We start from the raw sequence: 18,362 nt of genomic DNA, 5'->3' as shown, positions 1-18,362 counted from the left end.
AATATATGTAATTAATTACAGTTAAAAATACAATTAATTTTATTTAGTATAAAAAAAACCTGAATCTAATTGGTCAAATAAAATCAAAAATTAGTTTGACTATATTTGGCTATTGGTGTATAATGTAATTACAGAAGTGATAAGAAACTTCTGTTAGCACTAATTTTATTTAGTATAAAAAAAATCTGAATTTAATTGTTCAAATAAAATCAAAAATTAGTTTGACTATATTTGGCTATTAGTGTATAATGTAATTAAAGAAGTGATAAGAAACTTCTGTTAGTACGATGAAAATTGAATATAGGAGTGATTTAATATGAATAATGATATTTTTGATAATAATTTTGATGCGATTTTTAATAGAATGTTTAATGAAATGAATAAAGGACAGGTCTCACGCAAGTTTTATATTAACGGTCAGGAAGTATCGAGTGAGGCGATACAGCAACATCAACAGCAACAGCAACAGCAACAGCAACATCAACCTCATACTTTACAACAAACGAGCGATAGTTTCTTAAATAAGATAGGAAGAAATTTGACAGAAGAAGCAAGAAACAACCAATTAGATCCCGTTATAGGTAGAGAATCCGAAGTTCGTCAAGCTGCTGAAGTATTAAGTCGTCGAATTAAGAACAATCCGATACTAGTCGGTGAAGCAGGTGTAGGTAAGACTGCAGTCGTTGAAGGTCTTGCCCAGGCAATTGTAAAAGGGGATGTACCAGCTTCGATTAAGGATAAGGAAATCATTTCAATCGATGTGTCAGCGCTTGAAGCGGGGACTCAGTATCGTGGTGCGTTTGAAGAGAATGTACAGAAATTACTTGAAGAAGTAAAAGCGCAAGGGAATGTAGTATTATTCATCGATGAAATTCATCAGATTATTGGCAGTGGGTCGACTGGAGGAGACTCTGGAAGCAAAGGTTTGTCCGATATATTAAAACCAGCGCTTAGTCGTGGTGAGATATCTATTATCGGTGCAACAACACAGGACGAGTATCGCAATAACATAATGAAAGATCCGGCACTTGCTCGTCGTTTTAATGAAGTTGTTGTGAATGAACCGTCGAAAGCAGATACAATTAAAATCTTAAAAGGAATCAAGGAAAATTATGAAAACCACCATCATGTTAAGATTGATGATGAGGTGATAGAAACAATCGTTGATTTATCTATTCAATATATGCCGGGCCGCATGCTACCGGATAAAGCAATTGATTTGATGGATATTACAGCAGCGCATATTTCATCACGTAATACGGTTGTAGACAAAGTAGAGATTGAAAAAGAAATTGAAGCTCTTGAAGCTGAGAAGTTGCAGGTTGTCGAGCAGGAAGACTTTAATCGTGCGCAGGAATTGCAGATGAAGATTAAAGCTTTAAAAGACAAATTATCAGCCGGTGTGGAAAGTAATCATGTCACAAAAGAAGATGTGTCTGCTACTGTAGAACGCATGACAGGTGTGCCCGTTTCTCAGATGGATGATAATGAAATTGAGCGTCTAAAACATATGCAATCCAGACTTGCAAGTAAAGTCATCGGTCAGGATGAAGCTGTTCAAGCTGTTGCGAAAGCAATCAGACGTAATCGTGCAGGATTTGATGATGGTAATCGTCCAATCGGCAGCTTCTTGTTTGTAGGTCCAACAGGTGTCGGTAAGACAGAGCTTGCTAAACAACTCTCTTTAGAACTATTTGGTACGACTGAATCGATGATTCGTCTGGATATGAGTGAATATATGGATCAGACAGCTGTCTCTAAAATGATTGGTACAACTGCCGGTTACGTTGGATATGATGACAACTCGAATACATTAACTGAACAAGTACGTCGTAATCCATATTCAGTCATCTTATTAGATGAAATTGAAAAAGCACATCCTCAGGTTCTGACATTGCTGCTGCAAGTATTAGATGACGGTGCTCTGACTGATGGTCAAGGTAATACGGTAAACTTTAAGAATACGATAATAATAGCAACAAGTAATGCATCATTTGGTGAAGACCATGAACGCACATCTATCTATGAAGAGTTAAAAGGATACTTCAGACCTGAATTTTTAAATCGTTTCAATGCGATTGTTGAATTTAAGCATTTAGCTAAAGAAGATTTGAAACAAATTGTAGAACTATTATTACAAGATGTGCAGGAGGTAGTTGCACGTAAATCAATAGATATGGAAGTAACAGAACGTGCGAAAGACTGGTTAGTCGAGCATGGCTATGATCAGGCTTTAGGTGCAAGACCATTACGTCGATTGATCGAAAGTGAAGTACGTGATTCTATTACGGATTACTATTTAGATCATATTGATGTAAAACATGTGACCATCGACCTGAATGAAGCTGAAGATGGTTTAATGGTTAAAGAATAATTATTAGGATTAGCATGAGCAAGGACCAGATTACTTAGCAATCTGGTCCTTGCTCTTTTTTGTAAAAAATGAAAAGGAATTACCAAATTAACTGTTAATTTGGTAATTCCTTATTTAAATAGCTGTTTCTTAAATGTTCGACATAGTCTTCTTCAGGTGTAACCATGACAGTACTCTGATCGGTATACGTTACGAATCCGGGTTTAGCACCGCTTGGTTTATGCACATGCTTGATTTCTGTATAATCAACTGGGATTTTAGAGGAACCTTGTGCTTTTGAGAAGTAGCCGGCAAGCATTGCAGCATCTTCAACTGTGCCATCTGTTGGATTGCTATCAAGAATCACGACATGACTGCCTGGAATATCTTTTGTATGAAACCATAGATAGTTGTTGCGCCCTAATTTATGCGTAATGTATTCATTTTGAAGGTTATTGCGGCCGACCACAATTTCTTGGCCGTCACGCGATAAGTAATAATCGATAGAGGACTGCTGTTTTTTAGATTGTTTTGTTTTATGTTTTTTCTTGATAAAATTTTGCTCTGCAAGCTCTGTACGGATATCATCGATATCGTCTACAGAAATATGATCCAGCTGCATCTGAATCGTTTCTATATATGCTATTTCATCCTGCGTCGCCTTTATCTGTTCAGCGGCATGCGCTTTACGTGTTTTTAGACGATTGTATTGTTTGTAGTAATACTGTGCGTTCTCTGCGGGTGATTTTCTAGGGTTCAATGGAATTGTCACAGTCTCTTCATTATAATAGTTTTTCGTTATGAATTCATCCATGCCTTGTTTGAGCTGATACATATTGCTCGTTATAAGTTCTCCATAAAGATTCATCTCGTCCATCTGTTTTGTCTGTTCTAGTTCATCAACAAGTTTTGCGAGTTTCTTTTCATTTTTTTGAAGTAATGAATTTAAGTGACGTGAAAGATCGTTCGTCTGGTTACGGACACGTTCACGTACTGCGCGGTCTTTATAATAGATATCCAGCATTTCGCTGAGACTACTATATGATTCGGTATATATACCATGCGCTACTGGTCGGAAATAGAAATCTTCTTTGCCATCAATGGAAAACGTTGAAGCATTCGTTTGTAACGTCTGCATAAATCGATTAAATGCGATATCGACATCAGTATCCATCGATAGCATCTCCTTGACTGCAAGCGGACTAAAACCTTCTAGTAGTCTTAACACTGCTTTATGAATAGCAAGCGTGTTATCAAGCTTGTCGCTGATTGTATCTACTGTGAATGGATTTGTCTTCTTGTCTGTTGGTGGGAACTCGTAGTTGAATCCAGGCATTAAAGTACGTGCGCTGTTTGTGTTTGGTGTTAAGTGTTTGAAGCTGTCTAATATTTTATTGCTATCATCTGTTAAGATGAGGTTACTGTGTTTCCCCATTATTTCCAGATAGAGATGTCGCTTAATGCGATCACCAATTTCATCGGTATTGTTGATGGTAAAATGAACAATACGATCATTTCCAATCTGTTCGATACGTTCGACGATACCACCTTCAATATGTTTACGTAGCACACGTAAGAACATCGGAGGTTCGAATGGATTATCGAGTTGATTATTTGTGATTTGCATACGTGCAAAGTTTGGATGTATTGAGAGCATTAATTTTTGATTTTTGCGGTTCGCTCTTATCGTTAAGATAACCGTAAATTGATCAGGCTGTGTAATCTTATTGATTCGTGCCGTTTCTAGAAATGATATTTCTTTAATCATCTGATGCGTAAATAAGCCGTCAAAAGCCATGTTTTCACCTTCTTTTCATAATGTTTATAGTGTAACATGAAATAACAATTTCACAAGGCGAATGTTTCATCTATATTTTTATCCATTTATATGATAAATTTAATTTATATCATTTTTATGAAAGGTCGTAGACATGGATATAGAAAAAGGTTTATTAATTGTATTATCTGGTCCCTCTGGAGTTGGTAAGGGAACTGTGCGTCGTGCGATATTTGAGGATCCGGATACTGATTTCGAATACTCAATTTCAATGACGACGAGAAACAAACGTGAAGGCGAAGTAGATGGTGTAGATTATTTCTTTAAGTCACGTGAAGAATTTGAAGCACTGATCGAGCAAGATGCATTTATCGAATATGCTGAATATGTCGGGAACTACTACGGGACCCCTGTACAGTATGTTAAGGATACTATGGAACGTGGTAAGGATGTATTTTTAGAGATTGAAGTTGAAGGTGCAAAGCAAGTCAGAAAGAAATTTCCTGAAGCGCTATTTATCTTCTTAGCGCCACCAACACTTGAGCATCTAGAGGAACGACTTATCGGTCGTGGCACTGAAAGTCAGGAAGTCATCAATCATAGAATAAGTGAAGCACGTAAAGAAGTGGAGATGATGAATCTCTATGATTACGTAGTGATCAATGATGAAGTGATGGATGCAAAGGAAAAGGTTCAGATGATTGTTGGAGCTGAACATTTAAAACGTGAACGTGTAGAAGCACGATTCAGAAAAATGATACTGGAGGCAAAATAATGTTAAACCCACCATTAGATAAATTAAAAGAAAAAGTGAATTCTAAATATTTAATCGTAACCCTTGCAGCGAAACGTGCACGTGAAATGCAGGATCATCCAGATGTAAAATTGAATGACCGATACCTATCGTATAAACCTGTTGGTCAGTCTTTAGAAGAGATTGCTGCAGGTAAGATTCATATTACAAGCGCACACCCTGAGGAATAGTGTAAACTGACAAATGTAATGTTTGTCAGTTTTTTTATAGGAGGAATTTAGACTTATGAAGATTGTATTAGGCGTTACTGGTGGGATTGCGGTATATAAAGCGATAGATTTAACAAGTAAGCTCGTACAGAATGGTCATGAAGTGCGTGTCATCATGACGGAGAGTGCAGAGCAGTTTGTGACGCCACTTGCATTTCAGGCGTTAAGCAGAAATCCTGTATACACAGATATCTTCGTGGAACATAACCCGGCAGAAATTCAGCATATTGCTCTTGGAGACTGGGCAGATATTATGATCATCGCACCATTAACTGCATCAACGCTCGGTAAGATTGCACATGGTATCAGTGACAATATGCTGACTGCAACTGTACTTGCGTTTACGAAGACGATTTATCTAGCACCTGCGATGAACAGTAATATGTACAATAATCCAGCAGTAATAGATAACATTCAAACGTTACTGAAGCGCGGATTCAAATTCATAGAACCAGGAGAAGGTTTCCTGGCCTGTGGCTATATAGCAAAAGGACGTATGGGCGAGCCGCTAGAAATCATGAAATTTATTGCTGAAGATAATATAGAAAAAGATTTGCAAGGCAAGAAAGTATTGATTACAGCAGGACCTACAATTGAAACAATAGATCCAGTGCGCTATTTGACGAATCGTTCGTCGGGTAAGATGGGGTATAGTTTAGCTGAAGCAGCAAACTTAAGAGGAGCAGACGTAACATTAGTATCGGCAGATGTAGGAATACCTGTGCCGAATGGTGTACGTCATATTAAGACTGAAAGTGCACAAGATATGTTCAATGCAGTAAGAGACAATATGGAACAGGATCTGATTATTAAAGCAGCAGCAGTAGCAGACTATACACCAGTTGAAACACATGATCAGAAATTAAAGAAACAAGAGGGAGATCTGACGATTACATTTAAACGTACAGTGGATATACTGAAATATATTGGTGAGCATAAGACGATACAATTTGTTGTAGGCTTTGCAGCAGAGACAGAACACGTTGAAAAGTATGCACGCGGTAAACTCATCAAGAAAAATGCGGATGTCATTGTTGCAAATAATGTGGGTGATAAATCGATCGGATTTAAATCGAATGACAACGCTGTAACGATGTATTTCAAAGACGGAACGCACATCGATATTTCGAAACAGTCTAAGCTGAACATCGCACATGAAATCTTATCACATGTAAAAGAGAAGGGATTTAAGTGATTGCAAAAGTTATCGTAGACGTTAATAGTAAACGTGTTGATAAGTTATTTGATTATTATATTCCGGAACATCTAAAAAGCGATATCGTACCAGGCCAGAGAGTTGTTGTGCCGTTTGGCCCACGAAAAATACAGGGTTATGTTATCACAGTGACGGATAATGCAGAATACGACAAGCTGAAACCTGTCATTGCGATTCAGGACTTTATACCGGAACTTACGCCTGAATTAATAGAGTTAAGTGAGTGGATGAGCTATTCTCACGTCTCAAAACGTATTGCAGTGCTCGATGCGATGCTGCCAAATGCAGTAAAAGGGAAATATAAAAAGATATTTCGCCTAATAGACGATGAAACATTGCCTCAAGAACTCACGCAATATTTTAAAGATGCAACCTTAACACTTGAACGCGCGCAGCAGCTTGAAATTGTTTCACTGCTCAAGCCATATATTGAATGTGGTGACATCGTTGAAGATATCGAAGTCTCTCAAAAATACAAGAAAAAGACATTCGTCGGTGTAAAGCTTAATCACTCGAATGTAGATGATATCATTTCACAGCTAAAATCCGAAACGCAGATACGAGCGATCGAACTCATAAATGATGCAGGAGAACTGACATTGATCGAACTGAAAGAAGAGGGCATATCAAACGCTGTAGTCAATAACTTAGTCCAAAAAGGATTTTTAGAAAAAATCAATATTGAAACGACGCGAGATCCGTATGCGCATAAAGTATTCTTTGAAGATAAAGAAAAGGCACTGCATGATGAACAGCAGAGTGCGTATGACGCTGTTATGGCAACTATTAATAAAGATCAATCAGAAACATTCCTGTTACATGGGATTACCGGAAGCGGTAAGACAGAGGTATATCTTCAACTCATTAAAGAAGTGCTGGACAAAGGGCAGGATGCCATCGTGCTCGTACCTGAAATTGCGCTGACACCTCAGATGGTAGATCGATTCAAGTCCCGCTTCAGTGATGAAGTGGCTGTACTGCACTCGGGTCTTTCTAACGGTGAACGCTATGATGAGTGGCGTAAGATAAAGATGGGAGATGCACGCGTATCTGTCGGTGCAAGGTCCAGTATATTCGCACCATTTAAAAATATCGGCATCATCATTATCGATGAAGAGCATGAAACAACATATAAGCAGGAAGACTATCCACGATACCATGCCCGCGAAATTGCGGAATGGCGTGCACAGTATCATCAATGTCCACTCATACTCGGCAGCGCCACACCATCACTTGAAAGTTATGCACGTGCAGAAAAGGGTGTCTATACGAAGCTTGAAATGTTAACACGTGCGAACAAATCCGCGATGCCTGAGATGATTGTCTCGAATATGCGAGACGAACTGATGAACGGAAACAGGTCGATGTTCTCTAGCGTACTGCATGATAAGATTCAGGAGAAGATTGATAAAGGAGAACAAGTCGTGCTCTTCTTAAATAGAAGAGGGCATGCACAGTTTATGCTGTGCCGTGACTGCGGACACGTACCGATGTGTCCGAACTGCGACATTAGCTTAACGTATCATAAATATACGGATGAACTGAAGTGTCATTATTGTGGATATAAGGAACCACCTGTTAATATATGTCCGAGCTGTGAAAGTGAACATATACGCGAGATGGGCGTCGGTACGCAGAAGGTTGAAGAGATCATCTATCAGACATTCCAGAATGCAAAAGTCATCCGTATGGATAATGATACGACGCGTAAGAAAGGTGCACACGAACGACTGCTTGAACAGTTTAAAAACGGAGAAGCGAATATTTTACTCGGCACACAGATGATTGCAAAAGGACTGGATTTCCCCAACATTACACTCGTTGGCGTACTGAATGCCGATACGATGCTTAACTTACCGGACTTCCGAGCAAGTGAGAAAACATTCCAGCTCATAACACAAGTCGCTGGACGCGCCGGACGAAGCGAAAAGACAGGCGAAGTCGTCATTCAGACATATAATCCTGAACACTACGCAATACAGCATGCGGTGAATTATGACTATAAAGCTTTCTTTAAAGAAGAGATGGAGTACAGAAGACTCGGCAAGTATCCGCCGTACTTCTATATGATCTATCTTAATATGCAGCACAATAATTTAAAGACCGTACTGACCGAAAGTAAGCATATACATGATATATTAGTACAGCACCTATCACCGAAAGCGTATGTACTCGGACCCGCACCAAGCCCAATCGCCCGAATTAATAATCAGCACCGTTTCCAGATACTGATTAAGTTTAAATCAGAACCCGAACTGTTAAAGGCACTTAATTATCTCGATGACCGATATCATGAACTGTTTGTGAAAGATAAGTTCTCGCTGCATATCGATATAAACCCGTATATGATGATGTAATCATTCGTCATCACACACAAAATATAGTAAAATAACACTAAGCACTCTCTTTAACTTTGTTTAAGGAGAGTTTTATCATTTATATCAATACGTGGTAATACAGTGCGTTTTCATGTAAAATAGAATGATTGAAGATATAAAGGAGAAGTTACGTGATTAAACAATTAATAGAAGAACAAAACCCATTGTTACATCGTGAAGTTAAAGATGTAACACAGTTTGATGCGAGTTTAAAGGCATTGATCAAAGATTTAGAAGATACATTATTCCATCATGATGGCGTTGGGATTGCTGCACCTCAGATTGGCGTTGATTTAAAGGTTGCTTTAGTGGATATGGAAGCAGATGGTATATTGCAACTTGTGAACCCGAAGATTGTTTCTTATTCAGAAGAGACGGAAAGTGATGTAGAAGGTTGTCTATCAATCCCTGGCGTATTCGGTCTTGTTGATCGTTCGATTGAAATTGTAATCGAAGCAAACGATCTAGATGGGAATAAGATTGAAATGACCGCGTATGATGATATTGCGCGTATTATTCAGCATGAAGTGGATCACTTATACGGGGAACTGTTCACAGAAAAGATGACGAAACAGTTAACGGAGGAAGAACTGGAGGAGATGTACGGTGAGTAAGATTATATTTATGGGTACGCCTGACTTTTCAGCACCAATCTTAAAGGCATTGCATGAAGCGCATGGTGTAAGTCTCGTCATTACACAGCCGGATAAACCTGTCGGGCGTAAGCGCGTACTAACACCACCTCCCGTTAAGGTGATGGCAGAAAGCCTAGGCATTGAAGTGTACCAGCCTGAATCGATGAAAAGTGATGAAGCGTTTGAGCGTGTGCATGCGCTCAGTCCGGATTTAATCGTTACTGCTGCTTTCGGTCAGATATTACCGGAACGCGTACTTGATATTCCACGTCTCGGCTGTATTAATGTACATGCGTCACTACTACCGAAGTATCGTGGCGGTGCACCGATTCATAAAGCGATTATTAATGGTGAGAAGTATTCGGGTGTAACAATCATGTATATGGTTAAACGTCTAGATGCAGGAGATATGATCGACAGTGTGCAAGTACCGATTGAAATCAATGATACTGTCGGAACACTTCATGATAAGTTAAGTGTAGCAGGTACAGATTTATTACTTGAAGTAATGCCAAGTGTACTGAGCGGTACGAACAACCGCACACCTCAGAATGATAGTGAAGCGACATTTGCCTCTAACGTCAGTCGCGAAGAAGAGTATGTCACTTTTGACCGCACGGCGCTTGAGGTACACAACCACATTCGAGGTTTAAGTCCATGGCCTGTTGCATTCGCGAACTTTGATGGCAAAGCGATGAAACTTTGGGCTTCTGAAATAGCTGAAGGTAGTGGTACACCTGGTGAAATTATTCAGGCTGATAAGGCTGGTTTAGTCATTGCTACAAATGATGGCGCTGTGCGCATTACTTCACTACAACCAGCTGGTAAGAAACGCATGGATGCTGCAAGTTTTGTAGCGGGTGCGAAGTCACAACTCGTTGGGATGAAATTTAATGAAGCATAATGTGAGAAGTGTTGCACTAGAAATATTAGATGCAGTTTTAACTGAAGGTGCATATAGTAATCTACTGATTAATGAAGCGATAAAAAAAGGGTACGTTGAACCTGTTGATCGTGCGCTCTTAACGGAACTTGTATATGGGACGCTGCAGCGTAAACTGACGCTCGAATTTTACGCAGCGCCTTATATTAAGACGAATATTAAAGGGTGGATGAGAAGACTTATTTTAATGAGTATTTATCAGTCTGTCTATTTAGATAAGGTGCCGGACCATGCCATCATCAATGAAGCGGTGGAGATAACGAAACGTCGAGGCTCAATGGGTGGTGCAAATACGGTAAATGCGATATTAAGAAACTTTCAACGTAATCCGTTACGTGACCTAAATGAAATAAAGGATGACCTGAAACGTTTAAGTGTTGCAACAAGTACGCCACTTTGGCTGATAAAGCACTGGAATACACACTTTGGATTTGATACAACACGGGAGATGGCGGAAGAATTTCTAAATTATCCAGATACGACAGTTCGTGTAAATACGACGAAGATTACGCCAGAAGATGCAATAAAGCGTTTAACTGAAGCAGGTTATACTGTTGAACAATCAGAAATTATACCTGAATGTTTAACAATCGATGGTCCGCCTATCGTGCAGCATGAATTATTTAAACATGGTTTCTTAAGTGTTCAGGATGCGTCCAGTATGCTTGTTGCGAATGTGCTGGATCCACAACCGGATGAAACAATACTTGATGCATGTAGTGCACCAGGTGGTAAAGCATGTCATATTGCAGAGAAGATGAACCGAACGGGCCATATTGATAGCCATGATGTTCATCCACATAAGATTGATCTAATCCAATATAATATTACGCGTCTGTCACTACGTAATATTCATCCGAGCGTGCACGATGCAACTATGCCGTATGACAAACAGTATGATCGTGTATTAGTGGATGCACCGTGCTCAGGTTTTGGTGTAATGAAACGTAAACCAGAGATAAAGTATGACAAGACACAGAAGGATATCGATACGCTTTGGCCACTGCAGCTTGAAATATTGAAAAATGCGGCTAACGCCGTGAAACCTGGTGGTGTTCTCGTATATTCCACTTGTACGATTGAACAGATGGAAAATGAGAACGTTGTGTATTCATTTATCAAACAAAATGAAGATTTTGAAATAGAACCGATTGAACTACCGGTTATCGGTAAGCAAAAATTATTGCAGGTGTTGCCGCAAGACTTTAATTCTGACGGCTTCTTCATTGCAAAACTAAGAAGGAAGTGTAAATAATGGCATTATTAGAAAAGAAAAATAAAAAGTTCATGCCGAACTTTGATAAACCCTCAATCTATTCATTACAACTCGGAGAATTAAAAGAATGGCTGGCAACGCATGGTCAGCAAAGTTTTAGAGCGAAACAGATTTACGACTGGTTATATGTAAAACGTGTTAACTCATTTGAAGAGATGTCAAATTTATCGAAAGAACTGCGTAAAGTGTTAGAGGATAACTTTACGATGACAACGTTAAAAACTGTTGTTAAGCAGGAAAGTAAAGATGGTACGATTAAATTTCTATTTGAATTACAGGATGGATATACGATTGAAACAGTGTTAATGCGTCATGATTATGGCAATTCAGTCTGTGTAACAACGCAAGTAGGCTGCCGCATCGGTTGTACGTTCTGTGCATCAACGTTAGGTGGTTTGAAACGAAATCTAGAAGCTGGCGAAATTGTTGCACAAGTATTAAATGTTCAAAAAGCATTAGACGAAGTAGGGGAACGAGTAAGCCATGTCGTTATTATGGGTATTGGTGAACCATTTGAAAACTATGAAGAGATGATGGATTTCTTAAAGGTTATTAATCATGATGACGGTCTTAATATCGGTGCACGTCATATTACAGTATCTACATCAGGCATCATCCCACGTATCTATGACTTTGCTGATGAAGAACTGCAGATCAACTTTGCACTTAGTCTACATGGACCGAATAATGATATTAGAAGTCGCTTAATGCCAATCAATCGCGCTTATGATCTAGAGAAGTTGATGGAGTCAATCGAATACTATGTCAATAAAACAGGACGCCGTATTACTTTTGAATATGGATTATTCGGTGGCGTAAATGATCAGGTTCATCACGCTAAAGAATTAGCCCAGCTGATCAAACACCTCAACTGCCATGTTAATTTGATCCCTGTAAATCATGTGCCTGAACGTGACTATGTTCGTACGCCGAAAGAAGATATCTTTAAGTTTGAAAAAGAATTAAAACGCAATGGAATCAATGCTACAATTAGACGTGAACACGGTTCTGATATTGACGCAGCTTGTGGTCAGTTAAGAGCGAAAGAGAGACAAGAAGAAACGAGGTAGAGATATGCATGCACGCTTTTTTACCGATATCGGTCCAGTAAGAGCAAGAAATGAAGATGCAGGTGGCGTTTATTATAATCATACAGGTCAGATGCTAATGGTGATTTGCGATGGTATGGGTGGGCATAATGCAGGGAATGTTGCCAGTGCATTGGTCAACGACATGCTTAAATCACGCTTTGAAGATGAAAATTTCATAGAGTTTGAATATGCAGAAAGTTGGCTTAGAAATAACATCGCTGAGATTAATCGTGAGCTCTATAAACAATCCCATTTGAATGACGACAATCATGGTATGGGGACGACGCTTGTCTGTGCTTTGCTTTACGATGATCATGTGGTCATCGCGAATGTCGGAGATTCAAGGGCCTATCTTATAAACGAACGAGAACTTAGACAAGTGACAAGCGATCATACATTTGTCAATCATCTTCTTTTGGCTGGGGGCCTGACGAAGGAAGAGGCGAAACACCATCCCCAACGCAATGTAATTACAAAGGTTATGGGGAGTGATAAACGTCTGCACCCTGATATATTTGTATATGATTTCAATAGATATAATTATATTATGTTAACTTCTGATGGATTGACAGATTATGTTGAAGAAACACAGATCTTTGACATCTTTAAATCTACTAATCAAATCGAAGAAATTGGTGGTCAGCTGATTGAAACTGCTATAAACAACATTGCTAAAGACAATATTTCGATTGTGATTGCTTCTTTAAAAGGGGGCATGTAAAATGCTCGGTACGATTATTAGTGAACGTTATAAACTTCTGAAGTACATTGGTGGAGGCGGCATGAGCAGTGTTTATCTTGCTCAAGACATTATTCTGGATCAGAAGGTCGCGGTTAAGATAATTAATATTCCTCACGTTGATGTCGAACGTGCTGTTCAAAGATTTCAGCGTGAAGTTCAGAATGCGACAACATTGTCCCATCCAAATATTGTTAAAGTGCTTGATGTAGATGAAGATGAGCGTCATTATTATTTAGTCATGGAATATATAGAAGGTCCAACCCTCCATGAATATATACAGCAGCATGGCCCATTATCACCCGAAGAAGCGGTATTTTTTACTAAACAGATTTTGAGAGGGATCGAACATGCTCATTCCTACCGTATTGTGCATCGTGATATTAAACCTCAGAATATATTGATGACCGACAATAAGGAGCTTAAGATCTCCGATTTTGGGATTGCACGTGCACTCAGTGAGACAGCGATGACTCAGACAAATCATATTATGGGGAGCGTCCATTATCTCTCTCCAGAACAGGCAAAAGGAATCAGGACCGATGAATCGAGTGATATTTATTCCATAGGTATCGTACTATTTGAAATGCTTACTGGACATCCCCCATTTGAAGGGGAGTCTGCAGTTGGTATCGCGATTAAACATATACAGGAGATGATCCCTTCTGTTCGTGAGGAAAATAGCGCTATACCCCAAAGCCTTGAAAATGTAGTGAATAAAGCAACAATGAAAGATAAGCTCAGAAGATATCGAACGACTCAGGAGATGTATGAGGATTTAACAACTGCACTTGATGCTTCCAGGACTACAGAAGATAAAGTCGCAGAGATAGACGATAAGACAAAGATGATCCCTATTGTTAAAGACAGCAGCAAGAACGCATCTGCTAAGGAAAGTTCGATTTCTAAGGAGCAATTCGTTGAGAAACCAGTTAATAAAAAACGGTGGCTTTTGTGGCTAATTCCATTGATTCTTATGCTTACCTTAAGTACCGTTGTGTATGCGACCTTATTTAAAGTGTATAAAGTAACGGTCCCTGACTTAAATGGAAAATCTTTAACACAGGCAACTCAAATTTTAGATGATAATAATTTGAGGAAAGGTGAGGTCAGTTACACGTTTACAAACGAAGACGAAAAAAACCAAGTTGTTGATACAAATCCACTCGCAGGTAATAAGATAGAAGCACATTCGAAAGTAGATTTAAAAATCTCAAAAGGGGCTAAAACCTTCACTGTTGACGACTACGTCGGCGAAAATATCAAGGACGTAAAGAAAGAGCTGGAAAAGCAGCAGCTTAAGCGTATTAAACTGAAAGAAACCTTTGACACGGCCTCATCCGGAGAGATTCTGAAACAAAGTGTAACCGCTGGCACTAAAGTTATTCCTGAGGATACGGAGATCGTTCTGACTGTTTCTAAAGGTACAGAACAAGTATATGTTCCTGATTTTACAGGGCAGCCCTACGATATTGCAAAAAAAGAACTAGAAGCGCTTGGTTTTATCGTCAATGTGGCGCGAAGTACAAGCTCTGAATCGATACCTAAGGGCAGAATTATTTCTCAGGATATACGTAATATAAATTATGAATATGGTTCAATCATCAATTTTGTAATATCTAAAGGCAAGGAAAGTTCTTCCGAAGACAAGACACCACCAGAAAAACCAAAAGAAAAGGACGATTCGAGCACTTCCAATTATGATAAATCATATTTTGGAACATTTACGATACCATACCGTGGAGAGGGTTCTAAGCAGAAGGTTGAGATCTTTGTTCAGGATAAAGATAATGATATAGATAAAGTGTATGAATCATACAATACGACAGAGAGCACGACAAAGAATTTTAATCTCACAATAGGTAAAGGTAAAGAGGGAATCATCCTTGTAAAAATTGATGGTAAAACGTATATGAATGAACACATCGATTATAATGAACTCAGTAATTAACTGGATGCAGGTGCATCCAGTTTTTTTCTTTTGATTTTCAATGTATAATAGCTATAAAAGGGGGAGTGTCTATGAAATATCATCATATTTTTAAAGCTGTATCAGAAAAAATTAGTGAGGTATTACATATACATGATGAAGCAACGAAAGAGCTCTATACGATGATTGTGAAGCAGTTAGCTCCTGGTAACGATTTTACCTTCACTGAAATTATGAAAGAATATCTTGCGGAATATCAGCAGAAAAGTTTTAAGTTTTATCAACATCCACGTCATAGCGGGTTCATGGTAAATAGAATAGACGAGGGACTTGAAGTGATTGAAGTGAATGAGGATACACGATTTGTAACAGGGGATATTATTACACATTTGAGTGGTGATTCTGTTGATGTATTGAGTGACCGTTACCGCAAGCAGCTCTTTCATGATACGTTCCAGAAACAAGAATGGGCACCCCTGATCTTGAAGCAGCACGATGCAGAGCTAAGAAGAGGAAGTGAGGATTATCATTTCACATTAAATAGCTACGCGTTACCTGAACCTCAAATTCTTAGCCGAGATACATATCAGCAGATTACTATCTATGCACCAGAGCAACTTGTGAATATTCAAGAGGATATCATTAAAGATACACCGGTTATACTAGACTTAAGATACACAAAGGGAATACAGCAACTGTATGATATCCAGCCTCAGATCATATTGATCAGCAGACATACAGAAGGAAGTGCTGAAGCTTTTGCCTCTAACAGTGATGCATTGAAAGTAGGTGAAGAGACTTTTGGTGCATTAAGTGAATATGAAACCCTTGAATTAGGACCATTTACTTTTGAATATGGCATAACCGGTGAAAGAACAGCATATCCGGATGTAGAAATAGGTAATGAAGCAGCACAAGATAAGATTTTAGAATTTGCGGTGAATCATGTTAGAAATATCTAATTAAGGGTAGAGTTTACTATTAATTACATAAATGTGGAGGGTATATCTATGAGTAAAAGAGTTCCTAAAGATAGAGGTATTGATAATTCATTGAAGATTATGAAGGAAGGTTATGAATACGTTCCAGCGCGTATGAAGAAATTTAATACGAATATTTTTGAAACACGCGTTTTAGGAGGTAAAACTGCTGTTGTTATCAGTGGTAAAGACGCTGCTAAATTATTTTATGATAATGATAAGACAGAACGTAAAGGTACCTTACCTAAACGTGTGGTAAAGACGCTATTCGGTAAAGGTGCAATACATACAACGACAGGTAAAAAGCATATAGATCGTAAAGCATTATTTATGTCGTTAATGACTGATGAAAACTTAGCATATTTAAGAAAGCTTACACGTATTTACTGGTTTCAGAACATCGAGCATATGCAGTACAAACAGAAAGTAAACGTCTATGAAGAAGCAACTGAACTGCTTACTAAAGTTGGACTACGCTGGGCTGGTATTGTGGATCACCCTGAAAATATCCAAAAGATGGCGGATGACATGAACAAGATGATTGATTCGTTCAGTGCGATTGGTTCATTATATGGCGGCTATCGTGAAGCCAAAAAAGCGCGTGCACGTGTCGAGCAATTTCTAGAGGATCAAATTACAGCAGTGCGTAAAGGAAAGATTCATCCGGAAAAAGGAACTGCCTTATATGAATTTAGTCACTGGGAAGAAATGAACGGGAAACCTATGGACGCAAGACTTTGTGCGGTTGACTTGATGAATGTCATACGTCCGCTTGTCGCAATCAATAAGTTTGTGAGCTTCGGTGTACTAGCGTTGCACGAGTTTCCTGGAGAACGTGTTCGTGTTGCATTAAACGAAGGGGATTATGCATATAAATTCGTGCAGGAAGTAAGACGATATTATCCGTTTGTTCCGTTCCTGCCAGGTAAAGCGAAAGAAAATATTACATTTGACGGTTATAAGATTCAAAAAGATACAATGATGCTCCTGGATATCTATGGTACATTGCATCGAGACGATCTATTTAGTGAACCTGAAAGATTTAATCCTTATCGCTTTGAGAACTGGGATGGAAGCCCATTTGATCTGATCCCTCAAGGTGGAGGCGATTATTATACAAATCATCGTTGTGCAGGTGAATGGATGACAATCATCATTATGGAAGAAACAATGAAATTCTTTGCGAACGAAATCTCTTATGATGTACCACCTCAAGACTTTACAGTGGATACGACAAAGTTCCCTGGTAAAGTAGCTTCTGGAATGGATATTGAAAATATAAGGGTGAATATCGACCGTACAAAATAAAATGACTGAGGCGTGCGCCTCAGTCATTTTATTTTGTGATTTCACCTTGCCAGTCATCCATTCCTTGATCGACTACTGTAATGTTTAAATTCTCATTATCCAGATATTCAGCAGCCTGAAGCGCACGTCCTCCACGCTTACAGATGATGATATACTCATCTTCATCGTTAAATGAATCAACTGAAGCAGGGATTGTATCCAGTGGGATATTCTTTGCACCTTTAATATGCCCTTCATTATATTCTTCTGGTGTTCTTACATCAATAATATGTGCTTCTGTACCAATCTGTAATGCATCTTGTAACGCATCTATTGCAATATGTTTCATGTTATTATCCTCCTTTTTTGTTTATCATACACTGTTTAGGATAAAATTAAAAATATAACAAAAGAGGTGATGAAGATAATTTTATTTACGAATCCATTGGACACGGTGCAGGAATTTATTGCAGATAAAGAAGCACAGTTACAACATATGATTGATATGCTAACGACGATGATTCTGTTAGGTTTTGGATCTGTGATGATCATTTTAGGATTTACTTTATATTTGATTTACAAAATATACAGACAGACGAGTAAGCATTATGTTGATCGAATTAAAGCTGAGGTTGAGAAGGAACTGGTTCAGAAATATAACCTTGAGCTTAAAGAGGAATATAAATCATACTTACAAAAAAGAGTTGACTAACCACTTCGAATTCTAGAAGTGG

General features: G+C 38.6%; 16 protein-coding genes. 14 read left to right on the top strand and 2 right to left on the bottom strand.

Going from position 1 to position 18,362, the window contains the following annotated elements; translation table 11 throughout:
- Window positions 1-316 precede the first annotated feature (316 nt).
- Window positions 317-2,374 (top strand): AAA family ATPase, encoded by a 2,058-nt coding sequence (locus tag CD152_RS02190; RefSeq protein ID WP_103214319.1) that lies wholly within the window; start codon window positions 317-319, stop codon window positions 2,372-2,374.
- Window positions 2,375-2,468: 94 nt separating this feature from the next.
- On the opposite strand, the gene CD152_RS02185 is transcribed toward CD152_RS02190, so the two are convergent.
- On the bottom strand, window positions 2,469-4,151 hold the full coding sequence (locus tag CD152_RS02185; protein WP_101140558.1) for an Rqc2 family fibronectin-binding protein: 1,683 nt from the start codon (window positions 4,149-4,151) through the stop codon (window positions 2,469-2,471).
- Between the two features lie 133 nt (window positions 4,152-4,284).
- Here CD152_RS02185 and gmk point away from each other — a divergent pair, with 133 nt between their 5' ends.
- The 12 genes from gmk (at window position 4,285) to CD152_RS02125 (ending at window position 17,649) form a co-directional block, all read left to right on the top strand.
- Window positions 4,285-4,905: a guanylate kinase gene (gene gmk / locus CD152_RS02180; protein ID WP_103214318.1), complete on the top strand. Its 621-nt coding sequence runs from the start codon at window positions 4,285-4,287 to the stop codon at window positions 4,903-4,905.
- A complete protein-coding gene (rpoZ, locus tag CD152_RS02175) occupies window positions 4,905-5,114 on the top strand; it encodes a DNA-directed RNA polymerase subunit omega (RefSeq protein ID WP_041635887.1) in 210 nt (69 codons plus the stop codon). Before gmk ends, rpoZ begins: the two co-directional genes overlap by 1 nt.
- A gap of 55 nt (window positions 5,115-5,169) precedes the next feature.
- On the top strand, window positions 5,170-6,348 hold the full coding sequence (gene coaBC, locus CD152_RS02170; RefSeq protein WP_103214317.1) for a bifunctional phosphopantothenoylcysteine decarboxylase/phosphopantothenate--cysteine ligase CoaBC: 1,179 nt from the start codon (window positions 5,170-5,172) through the stop codon (window positions 6,346-6,348).
- Window positions 6,345-8,726, top strand: coding sequence for a primosomal protein N' (gene priA, locus CD152_RS02165; RefSeq protein WP_103214316.1), 2,382 nt, complete (start codon window positions 6,345-6,347; stop codon window positions 8,724-8,726). Before coaBC ends, priA begins: the two co-directional genes overlap by 4 nt.
- Window positions 8,727-8,878: 152 nt before the next feature.
- The gene (def, locus tag CD152_RS02160) at window positions 8,879-9,361 is read left to right on the top strand and encodes a peptide deformylase (protein WP_099483207.1); all 483 of its coding nucleotides are present in this window, start codon (window positions 8,879-8,881) and stop codon (window positions 9,359-9,361) included.
- Window positions 9,354-10,286 (top strand): methionyl-tRNA formyltransferase, encoded by a 933-nt coding sequence (gene fmt / locus CD152_RS02155; protein WP_101140678.1) that lies wholly within the window; start codon window positions 9,354-9,356, stop codon window positions 10,284-10,286. Before def ends, fmt begins: the two co-directional genes overlap by 8 nt.
- Window positions 10,276-11,580: a 16S rRNA (cytosine(967)-C(5))-methyltransferase RsmB gene (rsmB, locus tag CD152_RS02150; RefSeq protein ID WP_099483205.1), complete on the top strand. Its 1,305-nt coding sequence runs from the start codon at window positions 10,276-10,278 to the stop codon at window positions 11,578-11,580. Before fmt ends, rsmB begins: the two co-directional genes overlap by 11 nt.
- The gene (gene rlmN, locus CD152_RS02145) at window positions 11,580-12,671 is read left to right on the top strand and encodes a dual-specificity RNA methyltransferase RlmN (RefSeq protein WP_099483204.1); all 1,092 of its coding nucleotides are present in this window, start codon (window positions 11,580-11,582) and stop codon (window positions 12,669-12,671) included. The genes rsmB and rlmN overlap by 1 nt, the downstream gene beginning before the upstream one ends.
- 4 nt (window positions 12,672-12,675) lie before the next feature.
- Window positions 12,676-13,413, top strand: coding sequence for a Stp1/IreP family PP2C-type Ser/Thr phosphatase (locus tag CD152_RS02140; protein ID WP_101034968.1), 738 nt, complete (start codon window positions 12,676-12,678; stop codon window positions 13,411-13,413).
- Between the two features lies 1 nt (window position 13,414).
- Window positions 13,415-15,382, top strand: a complete 1,968-nt coding sequence (gene pknB / locus CD152_RS02135; protein WP_101034967.1) for a Stk1 family PASTA domain-containing Ser/Thr kinase — start codon at window positions 13,415-13,417, stop codon at window positions 15,380-15,382.
- A 71-nt stretch (window positions 15,383-15,453) separates the two neighbouring features.
- The gene (locus CD152_RS02130; protein ID WP_103214315.1) at window positions 15,454-16,323 is read left to right on the top strand and encodes a S41 family peptidase; all 870 of its coding nucleotides are present in this window, start codon (window positions 15,454-15,456) and stop codon (window positions 16,321-16,323) included.
- Window positions 16,324-16,371: 48 nt separating this feature from the next.
- Entirely contained in the window at window positions 16,372-17,649 is a 1,278-nt protein-coding gene (locus CD152_RS02125; RefSeq protein WP_103214314.1) for a cytochrome P450, read from the top strand.
- A gap of 28 nt (window positions 17,650-17,677) precedes the next feature.
- On the opposite strand, the gene CD152_RS02120 is transcribed toward CD152_RS02125, so the two are convergent.
- Complete coding sequence (locus CD152_RS02120) at window positions 17,678-17,977, bottom strand: rhodanese-like domain-containing protein (protein ID WP_086038546.1); 300 nt, start codon at window positions 17,975-17,977, stop codon at window positions 17,678-17,680.
- Between the two features lie 69 nt (window positions 17,978-18,046).
- Here CD152_RS02120 and CD152_RS02115 point away from each other — a divergent pair, with 69 nt between their 5' ends.
- Window positions 18,047-18,340 carry a hypothetical protein gene (locus CD152_RS02115; protein WP_041635891.1) on the top strand — a complete coding sequence of 98 codons (294 nt, stop codon included), beginning with the start codon at window positions 18,047-18,049 and terminating at the stop codon, window positions 18,338-18,340.
- Window positions 18,341-18,362: the final 22 nt, after the last annotated feature.

The sequence above is a fragment of the Macrococcoides caseolyticum genome (assembly GCF_002902665.1).
Lineage (GTDB): Bacteria > Bacillota > Bacilli > Staphylococcales > Staphylococcaceae > Macrococcoides > Macrococcoides caseolyticum.
The sequence above is the reverse complement of the archived record's forward strand: the minus strand, read 5'-3'. Positions and strand labels throughout refer to the sequence as shown.